At 56.6% G+C, this 23,027-nt stretch carries 16 protein-coding genes; 6 read left to right on the top strand and 10 right to left on the bottom strand.

Annotation, left to right across the window (positions count from 1 at the left end; genetic code table 11):
* Positions 1-4: 4 nt before the first annotated feature.
* From AC0L8N_RS10985 to AC0L8N_RS10955, 7 genes are all read right to left on the bottom strand, one after another.
* A complete protein-coding gene (locus tag AC0L8N_RS10985) occupies positions 5-388 on the bottom strand; it encodes a PA2779 family protein (RefSeq protein WP_473667697.1) in 384 nt (127 codons plus the stop codon).
* Between the two features lie 146 nt (positions 389-534).
* Positions 535-2,049, bottom strand: coding sequence for an aldehyde dehydrogenase (locus tag AC0L8N_RS10980; protein WP_473667696.1), 1,515 nt, complete (start codon positions 2,047-2,049; stop codon positions 535-537).
* Positions 2,046-4,148, bottom strand: coding sequence for an acetate--CoA ligase family protein (locus AC0L8N_RS10975; protein ID WP_473667695.1), 2,103 nt, complete (start codon positions 4,146-4,148; stop codon positions 2,046-2,048). The genes AC0L8N_RS10980 and AC0L8N_RS10975 overlap by 4 nt, the downstream gene beginning before the upstream one ends.
* 58 nt (positions 4,149-4,206) lie before the next feature.
* On the bottom strand, positions 4,207-5,412 hold the full coding sequence (locus tag AC0L8N_RS10970; protein ID WP_473667694.1) for an aminomethyl transferase family protein: 1,206 nt from the start codon (positions 5,410-5,412) through the stop codon (positions 4,207-4,209).
* Positions 5,409-6,953, bottom strand: a complete 1,545-nt coding sequence (locus AC0L8N_RS10965; RefSeq protein ID WP_473667693.1) for a phytoene desaturase family protein — start codon at positions 6,951-6,953, stop codon at positions 5,409-5,411. Before AC0L8N_RS10965 ends, AC0L8N_RS10970 begins: the two co-directional genes overlap by 4 nt.
* Entirely contained in the window at positions 6,946-8,562 is a 1,617-nt protein-coding gene (locus tag AC0L8N_RS10960) for a phytoene desaturase family protein (RefSeq protein WP_473667692.1), read from the bottom strand. Before AC0L8N_RS10960 ends, AC0L8N_RS10965 begins: the two co-directional genes overlap by 8 nt.
* Positions 8,563-8,634: 72 nt before the next feature.
* Positions 8,635-9,969, bottom strand: a complete 1,335-nt coding sequence (locus AC0L8N_RS10955) for an aspartate aminotransferase family protein (RefSeq protein ID WP_473667691.1) — start codon at positions 9,967-9,969, stop codon at positions 8,635-8,637.
* 126 nt (positions 9,970-10,095) lie between these two features.
* Between AC0L8N_RS10955 and AC0L8N_RS10950 the strand changes: the two genes are divergently transcribed.
* The 6 genes from AC0L8N_RS10950 (at position 10,096) to AC0L8N_RS10925 (ending at position 15,922) form a co-directional block, all read left to right on the top strand.
* Entirely contained in the window at positions 10,096-10,725 is a 630-nt protein-coding gene (locus AC0L8N_RS10950; RefSeq protein ID WP_473667690.1) for a TetR family transcriptional regulator C-terminal domain-containing protein, read from the top strand.
* An 18-nt stretch (positions 10,726-10,743) separates the two neighbouring features.
* Positions 10,744-11,904 carry an acyl-CoA dehydrogenase family protein gene (locus tag AC0L8N_RS10945; protein WP_473667689.1) on the top strand — a complete coding sequence of 387 codons (1,161 nt, stop codon included), beginning with the start codon at positions 10,744-10,746 and terminating at the stop codon, positions 11,902-11,904.
* Positions 11,905-11,967: 63 nt separating this feature from the next.
* A complete protein-coding gene (locus tag AC0L8N_RS10940) occupies positions 11,968-13,101 on the top strand; it encodes a polyamine ABC transporter substrate-binding protein (RefSeq protein ID WP_473667688.1) in 1,134 nt (377 codons plus the stop codon).
* Positions 13,102-13,121: 20 nt separating this feature from the next.
* Positions 13,122-14,228 (top strand): ABC transporter ATP-binding protein, encoded by a 1,107-nt coding sequence (locus AC0L8N_RS10935; RefSeq protein WP_473667687.1) that lies wholly within the window; start codon positions 13,122-13,124, stop codon positions 14,226-14,228.
* A 12-nt stretch (positions 14,229-14,240) separates the two neighbouring features.
* Positions 14,241-15,125: an ABC transporter permease gene (locus AC0L8N_RS10930; RefSeq protein WP_473667686.1), complete on the top strand. Its 885-nt coding sequence runs from the start codon at positions 14,241-14,243 to the stop codon at positions 15,123-15,125.
* Entirely contained in the window at positions 15,122-15,922 is an 801-nt protein-coding gene (locus AC0L8N_RS10925) for an ABC transporter permease subunit (protein WP_473667685.1), read from the top strand. The genes AC0L8N_RS10930 and AC0L8N_RS10925 overlap by 4 nt, the downstream gene beginning before the upstream one ends.
* A gap of 7 nt (positions 15,923-15,929) precedes the next feature.
* Here the strand turns inward: AC0L8N_RS10925 and AC0L8N_RS10920 are convergent, their stop codons facing one another.
* From AC0L8N_RS10920 to AC0L8N_RS10910, 3 genes are all read right to left on the bottom strand, one after another.
* Positions 15,930-17,138, bottom strand: coding sequence for an aromatic ring-hydroxylating oxygenase subunit alpha (locus tag AC0L8N_RS10920; RefSeq protein ID WP_473667684.1), 1,209 nt, complete (start codon positions 17,136-17,138; stop codon positions 15,930-15,932).
* Between the two features lie 186 nt (positions 17,139-17,324).
* Entirely contained in the window at positions 17,325-19,370 is a 2,046-nt protein-coding gene (locus tag AC0L8N_RS10915; protein ID WP_473667683.1) for a putative bifunctional diguanylate cyclase/phosphodiesterase, read from the bottom strand.
* A gap of 29 nt (positions 19,371-19,399) precedes the next feature.
* On the bottom strand, positions 19,400-22,483 hold the full coding sequence (locus tag AC0L8N_RS10910) for a hybrid sensor histidine kinase/response regulator (protein ID WP_473667682.1): 3,084 nt from the start codon (positions 22,481-22,483) through the stop codon (positions 19,400-19,402).
* Positions 22,484-23,027 lie beyond the last annotated feature (544 nt).

Below are 23,027 nucleotides of genomic sequence, written 5' to 3'. Positions count from 1 at the left end.
GGCGTCAAATCTTCTTGAAGATATCGGTAACGCCGACTAGTTCCAGTATCAGCAACACCAGGAACACTGTGCCGATCACACCGATTGCGCTACCGCCGGCCATACCAGCATCAAGGCGTTGCTCGAAATCAGCAAGGTCCGCATCGCTCAGCATACTGACGCGCTGTTGCACATCCGCCGGATCAACACCCAGTGCCAGGAGCTGCTTCGATACATCCGCGCGCGCGATCAGAGTTTCCACTTTCTGCAACCGTTCAACGCCTGCTTCCTGTTCGATCAGCGTTTGCGTGCTGACCATTCCTGCATGCGATATCTGCATAAAACCGAGACTAAGCAACGCCACTGAGACCAGTTCAAAAACACACAAACGCAATTTCGTACTTCTCATTTTCGGTTCCTTCATACAGAGTGGACGAAGTGCATTCTAGCATCGCTGGTGCGATTGCCACGAATTCCGTCTAACGCCGCTGCCAGCAGGCATTCCCGACAAGATTAGCGGAGATCAAACCCTCGATCGGGCGCACTCTTCAGAGTTCAGCCGTGCCGAATCCATGCCGATTTGCTTTGTGTATAGGACAACAGGCTCTCCACACACTTGTCACGCGCATTGCCCGACTGCTTGTAGCCGCCGAAAGGCTGCGTCATATCGCCCTCGTCAAAACAGTTCACCCAGATAACGCCCGCCTCAAGCTCGCGGATCAAGCGATGTGCCCTGCTGATGTCACGAGTCCAGACACCCGCAGCAAGGCCATACATCGTGTCATTGGCAATATGCACGGCTTCGTCAATCCCCGTGAACGGAATAATGGCAGCGACCGGACCGAAAATTTCCTGGCGAGCAATACTCATTCTATTGCTAACCCCGGTGAACAGAGTTGGGTTGACGTAGCTGCCATTGAAATCCGGTACATCACCGCCAAACGCCAGGTGTGCGCCTTCCTTCTTGCCCGCCGCGATCATCGACAGCACACGTTGTTGCGCCTCGGTAGTAACCAACGGCCCAAGACTGGTATCCGGATCAAGCGGGTCGCCGGCTACGTAAGCCGACTTGCCTTCAGCGATGAAACGCTCAACGAATTCCTCGTGAATACTTTGTTCTACCAACAAGCGCGAGCCCGCATTACAGACTTCGCCCATGTTGGCGAAAATGCCGTTGTAAGCCGCCGCAACCGCCGAGTCCAGATCCGGCAGATCAGCCATGAACACCTGCGGTGACTTGCCGCCGCACTCCAGCGAAACTTTTTTCATATTGGACTGACCGGCGTATTGCAGCATGAGCTTGCCCACTTCGGTCGAGCCCGTGAACGTGACCTTGTCCACGTCGTTGTGCAGGGCCAGTGCCTTGCCGGTAATTTCGCCCACACCGTTGATCACGTTAAAAACACCAGGTGGTCCGCCCGCCTCCACAAACAACTCAGCGAGGCGCAGGCAGGACAACGGCGCCTGCTCGGCGGGTTTCAACACGACGGTATTGCCCGCCGACAATGCCGGTGCAATCTTCCAGACGGCCATCAAGAGCGGGTAATTCCATGGCGAGATAGCGGCAACGACGCCGAGTGGTTCGCGCAACACGAAGTGCGTCACGTCGTGTTCGGTACTTGTGACACTGCCTTCGATCTTGTCGATGTACTCCGCCATGAACTGGATTGTGTCCACAACGGATGGAATATCGACTTCGAGCATATCGGCGATGGGCTTACCCATATCCAGCGTGTCCAGTAGTGCGAGCCGCTCGGCATGCTCTTCAATCAGCCGCGCGAACCGGTACATGACAGCCATCCGCTCGCGTGGCGCGATTCGCGACCAGTGCCCGGAACGGAAGGCTTTTCGCGCAACCGCCACCGCTCGATCGACATCTTTCGGACCGGCGGCGGACATGCTCGCAAGTACCGTACCGTTCGCCGGATTAATCGTTTCAAAACGGCCACCTTCGAGGGAGTCGACGAATTCCCCATCAACAAAGTGCCGTGTCTCCAGCGCCGCAATCTCACGCTGCGCCGCCTTTTGCCAATCGGTGTAACCGTATTGTTTGAGCGCTTCGATACTCATGATTGCTTTCCTTCGCCAACCAGCAAAGCATCCGCTGCAATGCAGCCGTCGGCATTAACAATAAGGGGATTAACATCTGCCTCGAACAAAACGTCACGCAGCTCATGGACCAGTACGGAGAAGCGCGACGCAGTTTCACAAAAGCTGGCGATATTGGCAGCGGGCATGCCGCGCACACCGTCCAGCAACGGTCTCAACTTCAACTGACTTAGACAACGCTCCGCCCACTCCGGACTAAATGGCGGCAACGCAAACGCCACATCCTTCAGCAACTCGGCATGAATGCCGCCAAAGCCCAATACGACCACCGGCCCGAACTGCGGGTCGCGGCGGGCGCCCAGTATCATTTCGACACCGGCGCCGAGCATTGGTGCAACCAGGACCACAGGCCCGCACGTGGCGGCGAGACTGTCATACGCGGCGGTTAGTGCTCTCTCATCCTGCAAGTTCAGCAACACGCCACCGTGTTCGGACTTGTGCGCAATGCCCGGCATGGCAGTCTTGGCTACCAGCGGAAAGCCAAGTTCGGCGACAACTGCTGGCAGGTCCGACTGGTCGTTGACGATCCTGCCAGTATTCGCCGGAATGCCGAATTCGGCGAGCAACGCCAGTGAACGAGCTTCACTGAGCGCCGCACTGTTGCGCAATTCCGCCTGCCAGCGCGCGACGAGATCGATCGACACGCTAATGGTTTGCGACTGGCTCGGCATGGACTGAAAATCGCGCTGATCAAACAGTGCGCGGACGCCGCGCAGAAACGCCGGCAGGCCATCAAGCACCGGGAAGCCCCGCCGGGTAGCGTCCACAACCGACAGATCACTGCCACTGCCCTGACGTGCCGCAACCAGCGCCACGGGCTTGCCACTGGTCGCGTGTGCATACTCCAGGTAGTGAAGATAGCTTTGGTAGATGACACCATCCGGTGCGCGGTCATGTGCGACAACGCCAATCGCCGCGCCGTGATCCTGCAGCATCAAACTGAAACTGTCCTGCATTTGCCGCGCGGCGTTTTCGCCGCCACGACTCCACGCGTCCAGCGGATTGACCGCTGGGAGCTCCGGATCGATGACCTGTTCCAGTGCTGAAACCGTGTAATCCTGCAAGGCTGTCAGCTCGACGCCCGCTGCATCAGCAAGATCCACCATCAGCTGCCGCTCGCCACCGGAGTCGTGCAGCGAAACGAGGCCACCGGGCCCGAGGGGGTGCAACTCGCCGAACATGATGAGCAGAGTCGCAAGCTCGTCCATATCGCGCACCTGGTGTACGCCGTAACGGTCGAACAATGCATCGTAGGTTGCGCTGTCGCCGGCCATAGCGCCGGAATGCGAAACGGTCAATTGCGCCGCTTTCTCGGTACGCCCCACCTTCAGAGCAACCACGGGAATGTTGCGCGCCTGCGCTTTCTCCAGCGCATCGCGAAAGCCGGTCGGATTCCGCGCCGTCTCAATAAACAAGCCGACCGCACGTGTCTCCGGCAAGTTCAGCGCGAAATCCAGGTACTGATCCATGGTCACGCCGAGTTCGTTGCCGGTTGAAACTGCGAGATTGATCGCCAGACGTGCTTCGCTGTCGATCAGTCCGGACATGCCCGAACCCGAGTGGCTGATCAGCGCAATCTTGCCGGGACCCTCGTGTTCGCTGCTGTCAAAGCCGCAGGCCCAGACGTGGTCCCGAACATTGTAGAAACCCATGCCGTTGCCGCCGCATAACAACATGCCGGCGCGCCGAACCTTGCGCCGAACGCGTTCGCGCAACGGCGGTTCGGCGTCGTTGTCGAGGATCATTGTGCTCATGATGACGGCGGCGGCTGCGCCGATGGCAATTGCTTCGTCGAGTACCGCTTCGACACGCTGGTCATTGACGGCGAAAATGACCAACTCGGGCACTTCTGGCAACGCCGCGAGCGTCGCCCAGCAACGCAACCCGGCTATCTCCTCATAGCCTGGATTTACCGGGTAGATAGTGCCGGAGTATCCGCCACGAAGGAGATTGCGCAGCGCCCAGTCGCCTAAGCTGTCCACGCGTGCCGACGCACCCACAACAGCAACCGAATTCGGTCGCAACAGGGCATCCAGCGGATGAGACGGCCGCTCTGACATTAGCTGGAAGAGTGGGCGTCCTGCCACGCACTGTCGCGCGAAGACGAACGCCGTGACATCAGTACGGTCCAGGCGGAGTAGCTCGTCTCCGTGCCGGGTCCCAAAATGGTTTGTCGACCACGGCCGCTTTCGCCATAACCCGCGACCAATGCATTTCGCGCTGGTAGTAAATTTCTACCCACAGGTCAGAACCGGGTGCGCCGTGCGGCATGTTGACCGTGCCAATCGCGATGTTCTGCTTGCACACCGGTGACCAGGTGGCCGAGGTAACAAAGCCCACGTTCTTTCTGCGACCGCGCACCTTGGCGTAAATGTAGGAATGATGGGCCGGCTTGTTGCCTTCGATATCAAGTTTCACCAGCCGCCAGGTAGAACCGCTTCGGGCTTCTTCGGCCAGAGCGCGACGCCCATTGAAATTGGGTTTCTTGAAATCGACCAGCCACTCCAGGCCCAGCTCGAGTGGCGAGCGCGAACGCCCACTGCGTACCGTGTCCATGGCGGGTACGAAGTCAGTCCCCGCGGTCAGAAAGCCGGCCTCAATTCGAGCCATGTCGAGCGCGTGTGTGCCGATGGCCATGATGCCGTGCAACTTGCCCGCCTCGAACAAGGCATCCCACAATGCCTCAGCCTTGCCCGCATCAATCCACACCTCGTAACCAAGGTCACCGGTAAAGCCGGTGCGCGAAATCATCAATTCCGCACCCTGAAAATCGGCATGCATGAGACCAAACGGCTTCAGTTCTTCGAGGCCGGGAATGCCGACTTTCTCCAGCACGCTGAACGAGGTGGGCCCCTGAACCGCCAGGGCCGCAATTTCCGCCGTTTCCTCCACTACGGAGACGTCCATGCCGATCGAAGCAGACCGCAACCACGAGAGATGTCGCTCTTGCGAACACAGCCGATACTCGCCTTCACGCAGATGAAATATCGTGCCATCGTCAATGACCTGTCCCTGATCATCACACCAGGCCGCATAAGCCACGCGGCCGGGTTTGATCTTGTGCATATCGCGGGTCACGAGACGATCAAGGAACACCAGTGCATCGGGACCCGTGATGCGGTATTTGGTCATGGGTGTCAGGTCGAACACCGCTGTGCTGTTGCGGATAGCGAAATATTCCAGCTCCGCGTCGTACAGCGCGTCGGTCGCTGTGTAACCTTTCCAGCCGTGCCATTCGTTCAGCCTGTCCAGCTTGCTGATACGCGAATAAAACGGACTGCGCAGCCGGGCCTGGGTTACTTCTGCAATCTGCCGGTTACTCATCCTCGTTTCTCCTTCGCGAGTATCGCCAACGCCGCATTACGCCCGGCCGCACCGGATACGTTGCCACCCGGGTGCGCACCAGCGCCGCAAAGGAACAAGCCTTCCAGCGGCATCGCGTACTGCGCAGCGCCGCCAACCGGACGCACGAACATGAACTGATCCAGAGTCAGTTCACCGTGATGCCAATGCCCGCCGCCCATACCGAAGCGCTGCTCAATATCTGCTGGCAGCAACATTTCAGACGCGACCACCTGCTTTGCCAGGTCCGGCATGTACGTCGACAGCGTATCCATGACACTGGTTTGAAAAGCGTTACGGGCATTATCGTCCCAACCGACCTTCAGCTCGTACGGCGCGTACTGGACGACAGCGGACATTACGTGCTTGCCAGCCGGCGCAAGACCAGGATCACGGAAACTCGGGAAACTGATTTCGATGACCGGCCGCGGGGAAAACTCGGCGTACTTGGCCGGATTAAAGGCACGTTCGACGTAGTTGGCATCGGGCGCGATCACCATCCGGTGCGCGAAGTCTTTCTTGTCCAGGCCTCTGATGCTCGGCAATTGATTCAAGGCCAGATGCAACTTCGCCGCATTACCGCGCATGCGTATGTTGTGCACGCGACGCGTAAATCCTGTTTCCACGTGGCGGGTGCCAGTGAGATCCATGATCGTGCGCTTGGGGTCGGCGTTGGATATGACTTGCCGGCTTTCGTAGATTTCGCCGCTCTCGGTCTCGACGCCCGCCACCCGACCGTTGTCGACGACAATACGCTTAACGGAGTTCCCGGTTTTTATGGAGACGCCGTAGTCGCGCGCACAATTCGCCAGCATTTCGCTGACGCTGCCCATACCACCGACCGGCGTAGCCAGACGACCGTCATTGGCCGCCATCCGGTACAGGTAAGTCAATATCGTGTTTGGCGAACGCGGGCCGAGGTGCGTACCAAGGACGGCGTCCAGGCTAACCGCCCCTTTCAGCAAGGGATGGCTGAATCGTTCTTCGACTTCGTCAAATATATTCATGCCGATGAGTCGGAGAAACTCCCGCATATCCGTCTTGCCCAGTCGACGAACATCAAAACCGAGCTTGGCCAGCGACATCAGGTCACTACGGTTGCGTGTGCCTATCCGTGGTGGCGTCCGGTTCAAGTGCGTACGCAGCAGACGACCGAAACGTCGCATGTTGCCGTGGAACTCGCTGTACTGCTGTTGATCCTCGGCATCGACACCTTCAACACTGCCGTCGCGCAGGCGAATGTGTTTACCGTCTTCAGCCAGCGCAATCGTGCGCAAGTTGTCGCTCGCGAGTTCCGGTTTGATTCCCAGACCACTCAACACATCCGGTTGCAGTCCGTAAAGGAAATGCGCACAGCTCGACACTGAAAAACCTTCCGCGAACGTTTCTGTCGCCGCGGCACCGCCGACCGAGTTGCGCGCTTCCAGAACCAGCACTTCGCGACCGGCCTTCGCCAGCATCGCAGCACAGACCAGGCCGTTGTGTCCGGCACCGACGACAATTGCATCGAATCGCTCAGTCATCGCCAAAATTCTCCGGTACCGTGTTGTGGCGTTTCAGGTCCAGTAATATTTCGCGCGCCGCATTGGCACCAGGCGCCGCCATAACGCCTCCGCCTGGGTGAGTACTCGAGCCGCACATATAGAGACCGGCGACCGGGCCGCGGTATTGCGCGTAGCCGGGTACCGGACGATTGAACAGCAGCTGATCCATCGTCAACTCGCCGTGGAATATGTTGCCTTCGGTCAAACCGGCCTCGTTCTCTATTTCTTTTGGTGTACGCACTTCGGCGTGCAAGATCAGGTCCTTAAAATCCGGGCTGTATTCAGCTATCTGGTTAATAACTGTTTGACCAAACTGATCGCGCTCTTCGTCCGTCCATTCACGACCTTCAACCTTCGGCGGGCAGTACTGCACGAAACAGCTCATGAAATGTTTGCCCGGCGGGGCCATGGTCGGATCGTTGACGGTCGGTATGACCATGTCGATGTAGGGATCCTTCGACCAGGTTCCTTCTTTCCAGTCGTCGTAGGCGCGTTCCATACGTTCCATGGAATCAATAAAGTGCATATCGCCATCGAGCAATGGACTGCCTTTAGGCAATGCAGGAAATGATGGCATGCCATCGAGCGCAATATTGACCTTGCCCGACGAACCACGAATCTTGAAATTCTTGACCCGTTTGTAGAACGCCTCTGGCAGATCGTTCTTGTCCATGCACTTCAGGAAGGTGCGTTTGACGTCCATACCGGAGACAACTATCCGTGCGTCTATCTCTTCGCCGGTTGTTAACGCGACGCCTTTAACTTTACCGTCTTTCACTACAATCTGTTCGACGCCGGCGTCCGTGCGCAACTCGCCACCGTAGGCCTGGAAAGCGCCCGCTATAGCTTTGGATACCGCACCCATGCCGCCACGTGCATAACCCCAGGAGCCGACGTTGCCGTCCACATCGCCCATGTAGTGATGCAGCAAGACGTAGGCCGTACCCGGCGAATGAATACCCAACGCGGTGCCGATAATGCCGCTGCCGGACAAGGCCGTCTTGATCACGTCGGTCTCGAAGTATTCATCGAGGTATTCAGCGACGCTCATGGTCCAGAAACGAATGGTGTCGTAGATGCGATCCTCGCCCATTTCCAGAAGCTTGCCACCAAGGTGGATCAGCTCGCTGATGTCGCGCGGCTTGAAGGAAGTCGGGTCGGGCGGCGTGCGCATCAGGAAGTCGCGGATAAAGCGACACTGCCGCATGACATCAGCCGAGTAGCGATCGTAGGCGTCGGCATCGTGCTTCGAGAAGCGTGCGAGCTCCCGGTGGTGAACGTCAGAGTCCCAGTAATTACCGAAGTAGTCGCCGTTCTGCATGAACGTGACACCGCCGCCGTAAGGGGTTACCTGCAATCCGTGGCGGTGCAGTTCCAGCGAACGAAAAATCTCCGGGCGCAGCAACGAGCAAACGTAGGAACAGTTCGAGTAGATCCAGTCTTTGTACAGATTGCGACTGACAGCGGCACCACCGATGTAGTCGTTCTTCTCAACGCACAGGACATTGAGGCCGGATTTAGCCAGGAAGGCGGCGTTAGTCAGGCCATTGTGGCCGGCACCGACGACAATCGCGTCATAAGTTTTCATTGTGCAGGATTGTCCTCTTGTTCCTTACGTGCCGATGCGCCAATCGAGTGTCAGCCGGACCCGGCTCGCCGGTCAGACCCGCGCTTTCTTGGCGGCTGCCGTAGATATTTTATTGAGTGTAATGTCCACTGCGCGCTCAAACTTGTCCAGCGTTTCATCGAGACATTTCACATCGTGAGCCTCGCAGAAAAACCAGGGCTCGCGTGAATCGGGCTCCACCAGAATACCCAGATCGTGCAGCTCCTGTGCGAGGGCATCGTAGAATGCATAGTCAGTATTGACCCAGTCCCGGTAGTCGCCGGGCGCATCCTCCGAGAAAAACAGACCCATCATTGAATCGTGGCCAGTAAAGCAATGTTCTATGCCGCGCTTGCCAAGAATCTGGCTGAGGCCTTTTTTCATTTCGCTGCCGTAACGGGCAATCGTTGCCAATGCATCCGTGTCTTCAAGAATCTGTAGCGTTCGATTGGCGGCCGACAATGAAACACTGTGACCGGTGAAGGTGCCACCGTGTACAACCCCATCGCCGACATTGCGCATGATGTCTTCACGACCGGCAACGACAGAAATTGGGTAACCGTTCGCAATGGCCTTGGCAAAAGTACAAAGGTCAGGGCGCACGTCGAGCAGCGCTTGAACGCCGCCCTTGGCCACCCGAAAGCCTGTCTTAACCTCATCGATAATCATCAACACGCCATATTTGTCGCACAGCGCGCGAGCCGCGCGCATGTATTCCCGGGTTGCCGCCAGACCACAGCAATTGCCCATAATCGGTTCGATCAGGAATGCGCCGACATCCTTGTGCCAGCGCTGCAGCATGCGCTCCAGTGCATCAATGTCGTTCAGTGGCACCGTGTGAAATAGCGGTTTGACGATAGCCGGTACGCCGTCGCCATACGGCAATAGTTCCGGGTCGCCGTCTTTTGGGCTCCAGTCTTCGACATCGCTGTACCAAAGCACCTCGGTAAACACGCCGTGATAGCCACCTTCAACACAGATATGGCCGTCCTTGCCGGTGTGGGCACGCGCGATTCGTAATGCCGCCATGACGGCTTCAGTACCGGAATTGGAAAAACGCACAAGCTCCGCCGCAGGCACCATGCGGTTCACACGGGTGGCCACTTCGTATTCGAGCTCTGTGGACAGGGCGAACACGCCGCCGGTCTCCATGCCTTTGCGGGCCGCTTCGTCTACGCGTTCGTCGGCGTAGCCAAGTATCGCTGGGCCGTAGGCCAGTCGGTAATCGATGTATTCATTGCCATCGATATCCCACAGACGGGCACCCTTGCCGCGCTTGATGTAGATCGTCTTGTCATCGCCCCAATAGCGGAAATTCGACGAGACGCCCAATGGCATTCGGGTGATGGCTTTTTTGAAATGGTTATTGGATTTTTCGAGACACCGCATACAGCCTCCATTTGGCCGTGACTGTGGCTAGCCTCTCACGAAGCGGCTTTTGAAGTCCAGAAAAATGAATGAACGCCCATTCATTTTATGGCAAGCTGGACGCATTTGCCGGACCGAGTAGCCCCATTGACCGCTTTAGCCGAGAAAAAACCCAGCCGCACGGAGAAGCGCGAAATCCGCCGGCAACAACTGATCGACGCCACCCTGCAATGTATTTCGCAGAATGGCATCGGCGGCACCAAGCTTGGCGATGTCGCCAAAGTAGCCGGCCTGTCGCAGGGCATCGTCAACCTGCATTTTGCGAGCAAAGACAATCTCCTGCGGGAAACTCTGAACTATCTTGCCGACGACTATCGCCAGCAGTTTGAACGCGTGCTGGAAAAATCCGCCGCCGAACCCGCCTCCAAACTGCTCGCGCTGATGGAAATGGATTTCGCACCCACCGTTTGTGAGCCACGCAAGCTGGCGGTCTGGTTTGCCTTCTGGGGTGAGGTTCAGGCCATGCCGACTTACCAGAAAATTTGCGAAGAACGCGACCGCCACTACTCGACGGTGGTTCGCGGCCTTTGCAATGCGATCATCAAGGATGGTGGCTATGTCGGTATACAGGCCGCAACCGTTGCTACCGCCCTGTCGGCTATGACAGAAGGCCTTTGGCTGTCCCGCCTTATTAACCCGAAGAACTTCAGCCGGGAAGGCGCGATGGATGCGGTATACAGCTATCTGCGCGCCGTTTTTCCGGACCACTACGAATAACACCAACAGGGGGCAACCGTGGACATTGAACTCAGCAGCGAGGCGCGCCAATGGCAGAAAATTGCCCGCGACTTCGCCGACGAATACCTGCAACCGCACGAGGTCGAGGCCGAACACAATGGCGGCGTGCTGTCCCCTGAACTCACCGCACGCAACAAAGCGCGCGCCAAAGAAATCGGTTTCAGTCGCATGGACATGCCGAAAGACCTCGGCGGTCTCGCACTCTCCATCGAATCGCAGGTTGCTGTCTGGGAGCAACTTGGCCGGGTGACCAATGCCCTTGCATGGTGTTTCGCCGAACCACAGAGCTGGATGCTGGAAGCCTGCAGCGACGATCAATTGCAGCGTTACGTGCTGCCGCTAATGCGCGGCGAGGCACACGATTGCTACGCCATCACCGAAGAAGGCCCGGGCTCGGACGTCGCCGCGCTGACCGCAACCGCCGTCCGCGACGGCGATGGCTACCGCCTGAACGGTGAAAAATGGTTTGTCACCAGCGCCAACCTTGCCAACTATTTCTGGTTCCAGGCACGGGTAGAAGAAGACAACTGCGACGCGTTGTTTTTTATTGATCAGGGGACGGAAGGTGTCGAGATCATCGACACGCCAACGTTCAGCCATACCTATGCCGCTCATCACCCCACTTACCGCTACAACGATGTCTGGGTTCCAGCAGCCAATCGGGTTGGGAAACCCGGCGACGACATGGCCTACACACGCGCGTGGTTCCGCCGCGAGCGATTGATGATTGCGGCGCGCTCCTGCGGCGCGGCGGCTCGCCTGATCGAAGAAGCCAGCGAATTTGCGCGGCAGCGAATAGTTGGCGGCGAGCCGTTGATTGATAAACAGGCCATACAAATGATGCTGGCTGATTCTGTTACCGAATTGTGGGCAACAAGGCTGATGACTTTTGAGGCGGCCACAGCGCATGATCGCGACGAGCCGTTGCGGTCGCTGCACATGCGCTGTTCCATGGTGAAACTTTACGCATCAGAAATGGCCAACCGGGTGGCTGACCGCGCTGTGCAAATTTTTGGTGGCCGAGGTTACATGCGGGAGAACGTCGCAGAACGTTTCTTCCGCGAACTGCGAGTGGACCGCATATGGGAGGGCACCAGCGAAATTCAGCGTCTGATCATAGCCGGCGGACTGAAAAAGCGCGGTCTGGAAGGAATGTGATTCGAGGTCCAGTGATAGTCTTGATTGTCATACCGGCGTTCTGGTGGTGAAATCGACAGTCAAATGACCAACCCAGCCGCGTATGCCCGCCTGATCGTCAGCTTGTGCCTGTCGGGCGTTCTATTTGTTTCGCTGGGCGGTTGCGACTCCGACAACGACGTCAGTGCAAACGGCCAAAACGTCGTCAACGTCTACAACTGGGCCGACTACATCGGCCCGGGTACGATTAAGCAGTTCGAAGCCGAATACGGTATTAGGGTCAACTACGACACCTACGATTCGTCCGAAGTGGTGGACGTTAAACTGCTGTCCGGCTCCAGCGGCTACGATATCGTAGTTCACAGCAGTCAGTTCTCATCGCGCCTTGCGCCGATAGGCATCTTCCAGAAACTGGACCCCGCACGCTTGGACAATGCCCGGTATCTCGACCCTGAGATTCTGCAGCGCACGGAACTCTACAAAGAAACCGTCGGCTACACCGCACCTTACATGTGGGGCACGACCGGCTATGCCTGGAACGAAGAAATGGTGCGGGCGCGACTACCGGACCACCCAATGGACAGCGGCGATGTCCTGTTCGACCCGGCCGTTGTTTCGAAGCTCGCCGATTGCGGCGTCAGTCTGCTTGACGGGCCGACCGATATTTTCCCGATGGTGCTGGCCTATCTCGGTCGCGACCCCAATGCCGTCGACGAAGAAAGTATTGCGGCGGCGGAAGCCCAATTGAACCTGATCCGACCTTACATCCGTTACTTCAGCAATTCGAAAATGATCAGCGACCTGCCGAATCGCGAGGTCTGCGTAGCGATGAGCTGGTCCGGCGATTACGCACAGGCCTCCGCGCGCGCCGAAGAAGCCGGCCTTGATATCAAACTCAATTACACAGTACCGAAGGAAGGCTCCGGTCTGTGGGTGGACAGCATGTACATACCGGCCGACGCCCCTCACAAGGACAACGCCTACCTGTTCATGAACTTCATACTGCGACCGACAGTGCTCGCCAGTATTTCCGACTACGTCTACTACGCCAATGCGAGCAAGGCGGCGCGTGACTACATGAGCCCGCGCGTATTGAACGACCCCGGCATCTACCCGGACGCAAAAACCTGGGAAATCATGTACCCGGTACTGAGCGCGCAACCGAAACAGGAACGCCTGCGCACCCGCGCCTGGGCCCGGGTCAAGAGCGGCATCTGAACATTAGCAAGAGGATCTGAATGCAAACCGACAGCCGCACGCCCATTATCGAGCTTCGTAATGTCAGTAAGCGCTTTGGTGATTTTTTGGCGGTTGACGACGTTAGCTTGCAGGTAGACCAGGGCGAACTTTTTTCAATTCTTGGTGGCTCGGGCTGCGGCAAGACCACGTTGTTGCGCATGATGGCCGGCTTCGAATTACCTACGTCAGGGCAAATTCTGATCGACGGCGAAGATGTCACGAGCCACCCTTCCTACCAGCGCCCCGTCAACATGATGTTTCAGTCCTACGCGCTGTTCCCGCACATGAGTGTCGCAGCGAATATTGCGTACGGGCTCAAGAAAGACGGGGTCGCGAAAGACGAGATTCGCGAGCGCGTTAACAACATGCTGAAGCTCGTCAAGCTGGAAAATCTGGAAAACCGCAAGCCCGATCAACTCTCCGGCGGCCAACGACAGCGCGTAGCGCTCGCGCGTGCGCTGGTTAAACAGCCGCGGGTTCTGCTGCTGGACGAACCACTCGCTGCGCTCGATAAAAAGCTGCGTGAGTACACGCAGTTCGAACTGATGAGCATCCAGGATCGCCTGGGTATCACCTTCGTGGTGGTTACCCATGATCAGGAAGAAGCGATGATCCTGTCGAGCCGAATCGCGGTCATGGACAAAGGCCGCTTTCGACAGGTCGACAAACCCGGAGCAATTTACGAATACCCGAGCGATCGTTTCGTGGCAGATTTTATCGGCACGATCAATATGTTTGATGGCGTGGTCGAAACAGTTGCCGACGGCAAGATTGCCGTTCGCTGCACCGAAGCCAAACCGCTGCTGAACGCGCACACTAACACTGTGCATTCCGTTGGCGAACGGCTGACCGTTGCAGTGCGCCCAGAGAAAATCTATATCAGCCAGCAGCGACCGAATGGCGACGACTCCAGCTGTCTCGAGGGCATCGTCGAAGACCTGGGCTATTTCGGCAATCTGTCGCTGTACCGAGTACGCCTCGCGAGCGGCAAGATCGTTCAGGTCAGCGCCCAGAACCGGCAACGCTCTGCCGAACACAAAGTCGAGTGGGACGATCAGGTATTTATTACCTGGGACACCCACAGCGCCGTTGTCCTCACGAACTAGCAGAGACTGACTGTGCAAGCTACAGCCGATACCCGCTGGCAGAAAGTCACCGTCTTACTGCCCTATTTATGGCTGTTACTGTTCTTCCTGGCGCCGTTCCTGATTGTGTTCCAGATCAGTTTTTCTGATCCCGTGATAGGCCAGCCGCCGTTTACACCGACCATGGACGAGGACGGTCACTGGCTCGCGACACTGGATAATTACCGGTTCCTGCTTACCGACAAACTGTACGGCCTGTCCTATTTCAAATCAGTAATGACCGCCGCCGTTGCAACGTTTTTCTGCCTGCTACTCGGCTTTCCGATGGCCTATGCCATTGCCCGCTCCGGACCGAAATTTCGCAACCTGTTTTTGCTACTGATCATCCTGCCATTCTGGATCTCTTTCTTGTTGCGGGTTTACGCCTGGATGGGTTTGATGAACACCTACGGCGTAATCAACAACGTGCTGCTCTGGCTTGGCGTCATCGACCAGCCACTGCAGATGATGTACACCGACTTCGCTGTCTACATAGGCCTCGTCTATTCCTACCTGCCATTCATGATATTGCCGGTCTACGCCACGCTGGAAAGACTGGACGAAGACCTCATAGAGGCTGCCATGGACCTCGGGGCAGGCCCGTGGCAAGCCTTCCGCGACATCACCTGGCCACTCGCACGCCCCGGCGTCATTGCCGGCTGTTTGCTGGTGTTCATCCCGGCTATTGGCGAGTACGTCATTCCCTATCTGCTCGGTGGTCCTGAATCGCTGATGATTGGCCGCGTCCTGTTTGACGAGTTCTTCGTTAACCGTGACTGGCCTCTCGCCTCGGCGGTCGCCATCGTCTTGCTACTGCTGCTGGTCGTGCCGATCATGTTCCTGCAACGCAGCCGCGGCGAAGAGGAGGCGAGTCTGTGACCCGGCATCGACCCGTACTCCTGCTGTCCATACTCGCCTTTGGTTATGCGTTTCTGTACGTGCCACTGTTCTCTGTGATCTTCTATTCCTTCAATGATTCCCGACTAGCCACTGTCTGGGGTGGCTTCTCCACCCGCTGGTACGGCCAGCTGTTTCGCAATGAAGAAGTTCTGCAATCGGCCTGGCTGAGTCTGCGCATTGCGGTCATGTCCGCGACCATGGCAACGATACTCGGCACGATGGTCGCGTTGGCTTTGACCCGATTCGGTCGATTCCGGGGCCGGACTGTTTTGTCGGGGATGGTGACCTCGCCGCTGGTCATGCCAGAGGTGATTACCGGGCTCTCGCTGTTGTTGCTGTTCGTAAGCCTGCAACAACTGACCGGCTGGCCAGGACAGCGTGGGCTATCGACCATAACAATCGCACACACCACGTTTGCACTGGCTTACGTGACGGTTGTCGTGCAGTCGCGGCTCAGAGCAATGGACACGACACTCGAGGAAGCGGCGATGGACCTTGGCGGTCGACCATTGCGCGTGGTTTTCGATATCACCTTGCCGCTGATCGCGCCAGCCATGGTGGCCGGCTGGCTACTTGCGTTTACCCTGTCGCTTGACGATCTCGTTATCGCCAGCTTTGTTTCGGGCCCGGGCGGCAGCACCTTGCCAATGCTGATTTTTTCGAAAGTCAAACTGGGTGTAACGCCGGATATCAACGCGCTCGCGACCCTGATTATCGTTGTGGTCTCGACCGGCGTCGGTCTGGCATGGTGGTTCGGGCGCAAACGCAGCGCCTGATCAACAGTTACTCAGGGTCACGCAATTGCTGGAGTATCCAGTCAATGTAGCGACCTTCCATTCGTTCCATACCGGAGAACGGACCAGGCCGGTAGTAGCGCGAGTTCACGCCTTTCCAGTTGTTCACGATAATGCGTTCATCAGCCTGGGTAGTGATGTCCCATAACCAGGTCAGCTCGTCGACGTTGTAGTCGACACCCGCTTTCGCATCGCCGCGAACCATCCAGAATATCCGGCACTCGCAATGACCGTGATCCACCGGCGTAAACACATAGGCCACGACGTGATCACTGTAAGCCAGCAAAAACGAGAATGGGCCGAACGTGAAGTCCGAAGCGCCGCCATCATAGTCGCTGAGACTGCCAAGCAATGGTGCGACCGGCTGTCCGTCCCGACTGCCGGTCTTGTAGCCGTCGAAGAGCGCGGTCCGGCTGTATCCATAGCCCTGCTCGCCCGGGCGTGCGAGAGTATCCACGTAGTCAAACTCGATCTTCTTCAAGCCACACGCTTCCATTTTGTCCAGCATGTGCTGCTGCACTCGCTCGCGCTTGCCGGCATCCAGCATCAAGGTATGCATCCGCGCATAGTCAGGATGCGCTGAAGCGCAGTGGTAGCATTCCTGATAGTTCTCGATGGCGAGTTTCCAGTTCGCAGCGATCGGGTATACCTTGCTCGCCGCCACTTTGAGGTTCTCGAAATCGAACATGGCAAACGGTTCGGCCAGGTCGCGTTGCGCGCCGGCAAGCGACGGCGGCGACTCGGAGAAGCACACGAATATCAGGCCACCCAGCACTTGTAATGAAACGGGGTGTAAGCCGTGTTCGCTCTTATCGAAATCGTCCGGCATGTTGCGCGCGGCAATCAGATTGCCGTCCGTATCGTACATCCAGCCGTGATAGGGGCATTCGAACTTGCGGACATTTCCGCGCTTCTCAAGACAGACCAACGAGCCGCGATGCCGGCACACGTTCGCATGCGCGCGCAGTTCACCTTGCGCCGTACGTACGATAATTGCCGATTCGTTCGCCGCCTTTACAACTTTGAAGTCGCCGGCTTCCGGTAACTCGGACTGGTGCCCCGCCAGTATCCAATTGCGGGTGATTATCCGCTCCAGCTCCAGACTGTAGATGTCGGGGTCCGTATAGAAACGCTGGTCCAGCGACCGACCCTGCTCATGACTGTCGATTAATTCAGCAATGCTGCTCTTGTTCTGCATAGTTCGCGACTGCGTTAACGGCTGTTTATCCAAAGCAAATTATGCATCGGCTGCGCCCCGATGCAGGGCTGAATACCAGATTGTGAAATTTGTGTTTCGGGGATAGCACTAAGCGGGAATCACCACAAGCCCTGCAGTGACAGCAGCACTGGTATTATTGGCTCATTGGCGCGCCGGACCGCCGCTTCAGGCGTAGGCGCTCTTCTGCATATTGGCCCCAATGAGTTCCTGCAAATCGTCAGGCGGCAACGGCTTGCTGTACAGGTACCCCTGAATCTGGTTACAGCCGTGACCGCGAAGAAAATGCAATTGCTCGGTTATTTCCACGCCCTCGGCTACAACGTTCAAATTCAGCTTGCGCGCCATGGCGAGAATAGCCGCGCAAATTGCCGCGTCGTCGTTGTCTATGTGCAAGTCACGAACGAAAGACTGGTCGATTTTCAGCGTATCGATCGGGAAGCGCGTCAGATAGCTCAATGAGGAATAGCCGGTGCCGAAGTCGTCGATGGAAATAGCCAGCCCCAGTTCCTTGAATTCATTCAGCGTAACGATTGTCGAATCGACATCCCGCATCAAGAGGCTTTCGGTTATTTCGAGCTCCAGAGACTCTGCACCCACGTTGTTCTTGGCCATGGCGTCCTTAACCGTCTGCAGAAGATCATCCGTGTAGATCTGCTCGCTCGATATGTTGACGGAAACCCTTAAGTTACGCAGCGGCGTATCTCGCCATGCATTGATCTGTCGGCAGGCTTCGTTCAATACCCACGTACCAATGGGCACGATCAAACCGCTCTCTTCGGCGATCGGGATAAAGTCTCCAGGAGAGATCCAGCCACGCTCAGCGTGCTTCCAGCGAATCAAAGCTTCCACGCCAACGACAGTCCAGGTCTTGAGATCAACCTTCGGCTGGTAGTAGAGCTGAAAATCTTCTGCAGTCATCGCGTCGCGCAGCTCGTTTTCAATATCCAGCCGGTGCAGGGAATGAATGCGCATCGTGTCCGAATAAAACTTGTGCGTGTTCCGCCCGGCCGATTTGGCACGGTACATAGCCGAATCGGCGTTCATCAACAGGCTTTCGCTGCTGTTACCGTCCTGCGGGTACATGGTAATGCCGATGCTCGGCGTCACAACCAGGCGATGCCCTTCGCACTCCATCGGTCGACTTAGTGTTGTAACGACTTTGTCCGCTATCGCTGAAGCAGCGGCGGTATTGTCGACACCACCCAATAAGGCCACAAACTCGTCACCACCCAGTCGTGCGATTTGTACGTTGCTGCCTTCTTCATCGGCGCCCGTGCAACTCCGAAGTCGATCCGCAACAGCCCGTAACAAGGTGTCACCCATCGAATGTCCGAGCGTGTCATTGATGCGCTTGAAGCGATCTAGATCCACGAACAAAATAGCGAATGGCCAGTCCTTGCGCTGGGCTTTTTTTATCGATTCGTCGAGCGTCTGTTGAAATAACTGCCTGTTAGGCAGACCGGTCAACTGATCGTAGTAGGCAAGATCGTAGATCCGATCCTCGTATTCTTTGCGCGCAGTAATGTTACGCACGATCGCCAGCGCTGTACCTCGGTCCCGGCTAACGATGCGAGTTTCGAGATGCGTGCTGCCACCACCAATTGCGTGTTCGTGGATCTGCGGCTGCCCCGTGGTCAACGCGACGTTTACCTTGTGCTTAACTTCAGGCCGACTGTCCAATGGGAACGTGTCGTCATAAGCATCGCTCGAAATCAGTTCGGCCACCGTAGGCTGACCAGATTGCGACTCGCCCGTGGCTGCGAACGGCTCACCTTCCTCGTTAAGCACGAAGATTTTGTCGGGCATAGCCCGTACAAGGCCCTGAATCTCGTTCAATGCATCGCTCGCACGCAGTACGAAACGTACCCGATGGGCGAGAATGGTCCACGGAATTGGTTTACTGAGGAAGTCAGTAGCGCCTATGTCGTAAGCATACTGAATAGACTGAGGATCATCGCGACCGGTAATGATGAATACCGGCGTTGCCCGCAGAGTTTCCTGGGCACGAATACGCTTACAAACTGTATGGCCGTCTATATTTGGCATGTCCACATCAAGCAAAACGACGTCGGGACGAAACTGCTCGAACTGGTCAAGTGCCATTTGCCCGTCAAATGCTTCTTCCACGCGAAAGCCCGCCTGCTCAAGGACCTCGCGCATGATCGTGCGTACTGTCGCATCGTCATCAGCAATCAAGGCCAGCGGAGCCATAGGCAAAGAGCCCGTGTTGTGCAGCAAACTCATTTTGCAACGCTCTCCAATTCCAGTCGCAGAGCAGAAATAGCCCACTCGTATTCCTTCTCCAGCTTCGACTTCAACTCCCGCAGTTCGCTTTTGGAATCAGCGCGCGCCAGTGTTTCGATGTTCTTGCACAGATCGGCGAGCCGCGTAGCCCCCACGTTGATGCTGCTGGATTTCAAGGCGTGCGCTGATTCTCTTGCAGCGCTGGTATCCGTATTGGTCAGAGCGCCGAGCAAACGCTCCTTGATCTCAACCGAACTGTCGAGATAGATATCAATAACCCGTCTGACCAACGAAGGGGAGCCAGGCTGCTGCAACTCTTTCAGTGCGTCTAGTGTACTGCGGTCCAATGGCTGCACGGTTATGCTTTGGGTATCAAACAGGCTGGCCGCCTCTTCTGATAACACTTCTTCTATCTGTGTTTCGTCGATAACATCGGCCTCATTGCGCAAGAACATCGACAATACTGCATGCAGTTGATCCATCGTGAACGGCTTGCTCAGATATTCGTTCATGCCCGCTTCCAGACATTCCTCCCTGTCGCCGGCAAGTGCATTGGCAGTCAGCGCCACGATTGGCACCTGGCGACTGTCTTTCTCTCGTTCCGCTGCGCGAATTTCCCGCGTCGCTTGCAAACCGTCCATGACCGGCATCTGGCAATCCATCAGTACCAAATCAAATCGCTGACCATTCAAAGCGTCGATCGCCGCCTGGCCGTCGGTGACCACTGCCACGTCAACGCCGAGCGAGTCCAGCATACCCAACGCAACCGCCTGGTTAACTGGATTGTCCTCTGCGAGCAGCACCTTTCCGGACAGATTGCAGATTGTCGAATTGCGATTGAGTGAATAGCGTTCGGTGACCGTATCTCCGCTTAGCACGACTGACAGCGCGTCGTAGAGATGTCTCTGGCGAATCGGCTTCGTTAATTGACCGGATATCCGCAGCTCTTCCAGTGTGTCTTCACTGGCTGGCATGGCCACAGAACTGAGCAACATGAGTGGCACTGCGTCGAGCTCCGGAATTTCCCGAACCATTCTGGCCAACTGCAATCCGTCTGTACGCGGCATGTGCATATCGAGAATGACCAGTTCAAACGGCTCGCTCTTCGCAGCAGCGCCCTGCAATAGGCGCATTGCGTCCCGTGCGCTTTCGGTACTTTGCGGTTTAGCCCGCCAGGATTTCAAGTGTTGTTCAAGGATCTCACGATTTGTAGCATTGTCGTCAACAATCAGGATGCGCTTCCCGGCAACAGAAGCAGTCACCTTTCGCTCATGCATGACTTCGCCGCGCCCGTGCTGCATTTCAATGGCGAAATAGAACCGCGAACCGAGCCCTGGAGTGCTATCAAGTCGCAACGTACTGCCCATCAGATCGACCAGCTGCCGGCTTATCGCAAGACCCAGACCGGTGCCGCCGTGCAAGCGCGTCGTCGAACCGTCTTCCTGAGCGAACGATTCAAAGATGTCTCGTTGCTTCTCAGGCTTGATACCGACGCCGGTATCAACAACTTCTATCAGGACCGTGACCGCTCCCGTATCGGTATCACTACCTTGTTCCGACACCCGAACAACGATCTCGCCCCGATTTGTAAACTTGATCGCGTTGGAGATGAGATTGGTCAGGACCTGACGTATCCGCACCGGATCGCCGAGGAGAGACGTGGACAGATCGAGGGAGACATCGTTGATCAGCTCCAGGCCTTTCTTGTGAGCTTGCGATGCGAGACTGTCAACCGTTTCTTCTACGACGGCGCCAAGATCAATATCGCGCGCTTCAAGCTCCATCTTCCCAGCTTCAATTTTGGAAAAATCCAAAATATCGTTAATGATATCGAGCAGGTTTTCTGCCGATGAATAGATGGTTTCGGTGAAGCGCCTCTGTTCAAAGTCCAAAGCCGTGTTGCGTAACAACTCGGTCATACCCAGGACGCCGTTCATCGGTGTCCGGATCTCATGGCTCATTCGTGCAAGGAACTCACTCTTGGCACGCGATGCTCCCAATGCCAGGTCGCGGTTTTTTTCCAGCTCCCGTTGCGTGTGATCTAGGTTCGTTGTCATTTCCGTGAACTCGCGCGCGAGTTGTCCGATCTCGTCAACGCGATCTTTCTTGATACTGATATTCAGATCGCCGGTCTCACGGATCAGGATCATGCTTTCGGCAATCTCGTTGACTGGCCGGACGAAAATATAGCGCATGACAATTACGCCAATAATCATGAACGCCGCAGTAACCAACCCGATCAGGATCATCGCGGCACCAATAGTTTCCGAGCCGATTTTCGATATCGTGTGCGGATGGCGTATTTCCAGAAGGGCAACCGGCTTTCCATCGATGCCTGGAATCAGCCGGCTCGCGATCAGTTCCTGGTCGGTATTCCCGATCCACGTTGATGTTCCGTCGGCCGAGTACCGCATGAGGTCTTCCTGACTGTACGATCCCGCACCGGCGGCGGTGAGCTTGTGCAGAATCACGTTTGCCGACGTCCGCCTGGAAATGTCCGCCAGTAATGCAGTACTCAAATACCGCACCACGACGAATGTCCCAACCGGCTCACCTCCGCCCAAGCTACTGACGATCGCCGCAGCCGCGACGATCGCCGGACCTTCTGTCGTTCTGATCACGCCGGCGAGCGCGCTATCCGCATCGGGACGATTGAGCAGAGGGTGCGTTGGTTCAACCTGGCCGAGAAACAGCTGTTGAATATCAAGCGCTTCGCCGGTGCCCTCCGACATTTCAAGAGCGGATATCACTTTGCCCTCGACATCGAGGATATACATTACGTCAACGCCTTTGCGGCGCCAGTAGTTAGGTATCAGATTGAATTCTGCGTATTCAGCATGTCGCCCCAGCACGTAATCGCGGGTGTCATCCCATTCAGCGTACTCGGAAACCAGCGTTTGCAGCGTGCGCGCCTCTGTCTCGATTGCGCTCTCGACACGATCGATCGCCTCGATCGATTCGTGTGCTTCAAAGTCTTTGAAGGCGGGGAGAATGGTATAGCTGATGGCCAGGTAGCTGCCCACACCAATACAGGTGCCAAGCAACAGCAGGAACAGAACTAGTTTTCGGCTTAACTTCATTGCAATTCCATTGGCCAGCCTGTGCTCGGTCCGTGAGCGGCTGATAAGCGGGATTCGTCGGGAAAACGCATTCCCGCCAGTGACTTATCGACCGATTGCAGGGTTTCTTGAGCAACAGGCATGGAAGGGTTTTACGTTTATAGGTTAAATTTCCCATATTCAATACTTAAAAGCGCATTGCTTCCATGTCCGGTAATTGTATGCCGAATCGATTCTCCATAATGAGAAAGAAGTCACGATCATTCAGGGCGTGCCGCTGCTGACCACGCCTCCAGCCAGCCGTTGTGCCTGCTGAATAAGGCTTAGCACATCGCGAACGTCGCGTACTGGACCAGCACCAGAGTCGCTGCTGTCTGCGCGGAGACGCCATTTCGCCGATAGCCTGCAAACAAGCGATCGCGGCGCATAGGCGAGCGAATTACGGCGGGAATACAACGAGGCGCACGACACAGAATGGCGGACAGCCATGCTGCAACGGTCAAGCTCTGAATTTTCCGCCTAAGTCAGCACAGATACGGCGAAAGCCCCAGTAGCCGAAGCATTA

It is taken from the genome of Woeseia sp. D3-10 (assembly GCF_055809415.1).
Note: the sequence above shows the minus strand (reverse complement) of the source record. Positions and strands in the feature narration are given on the sequence as shown.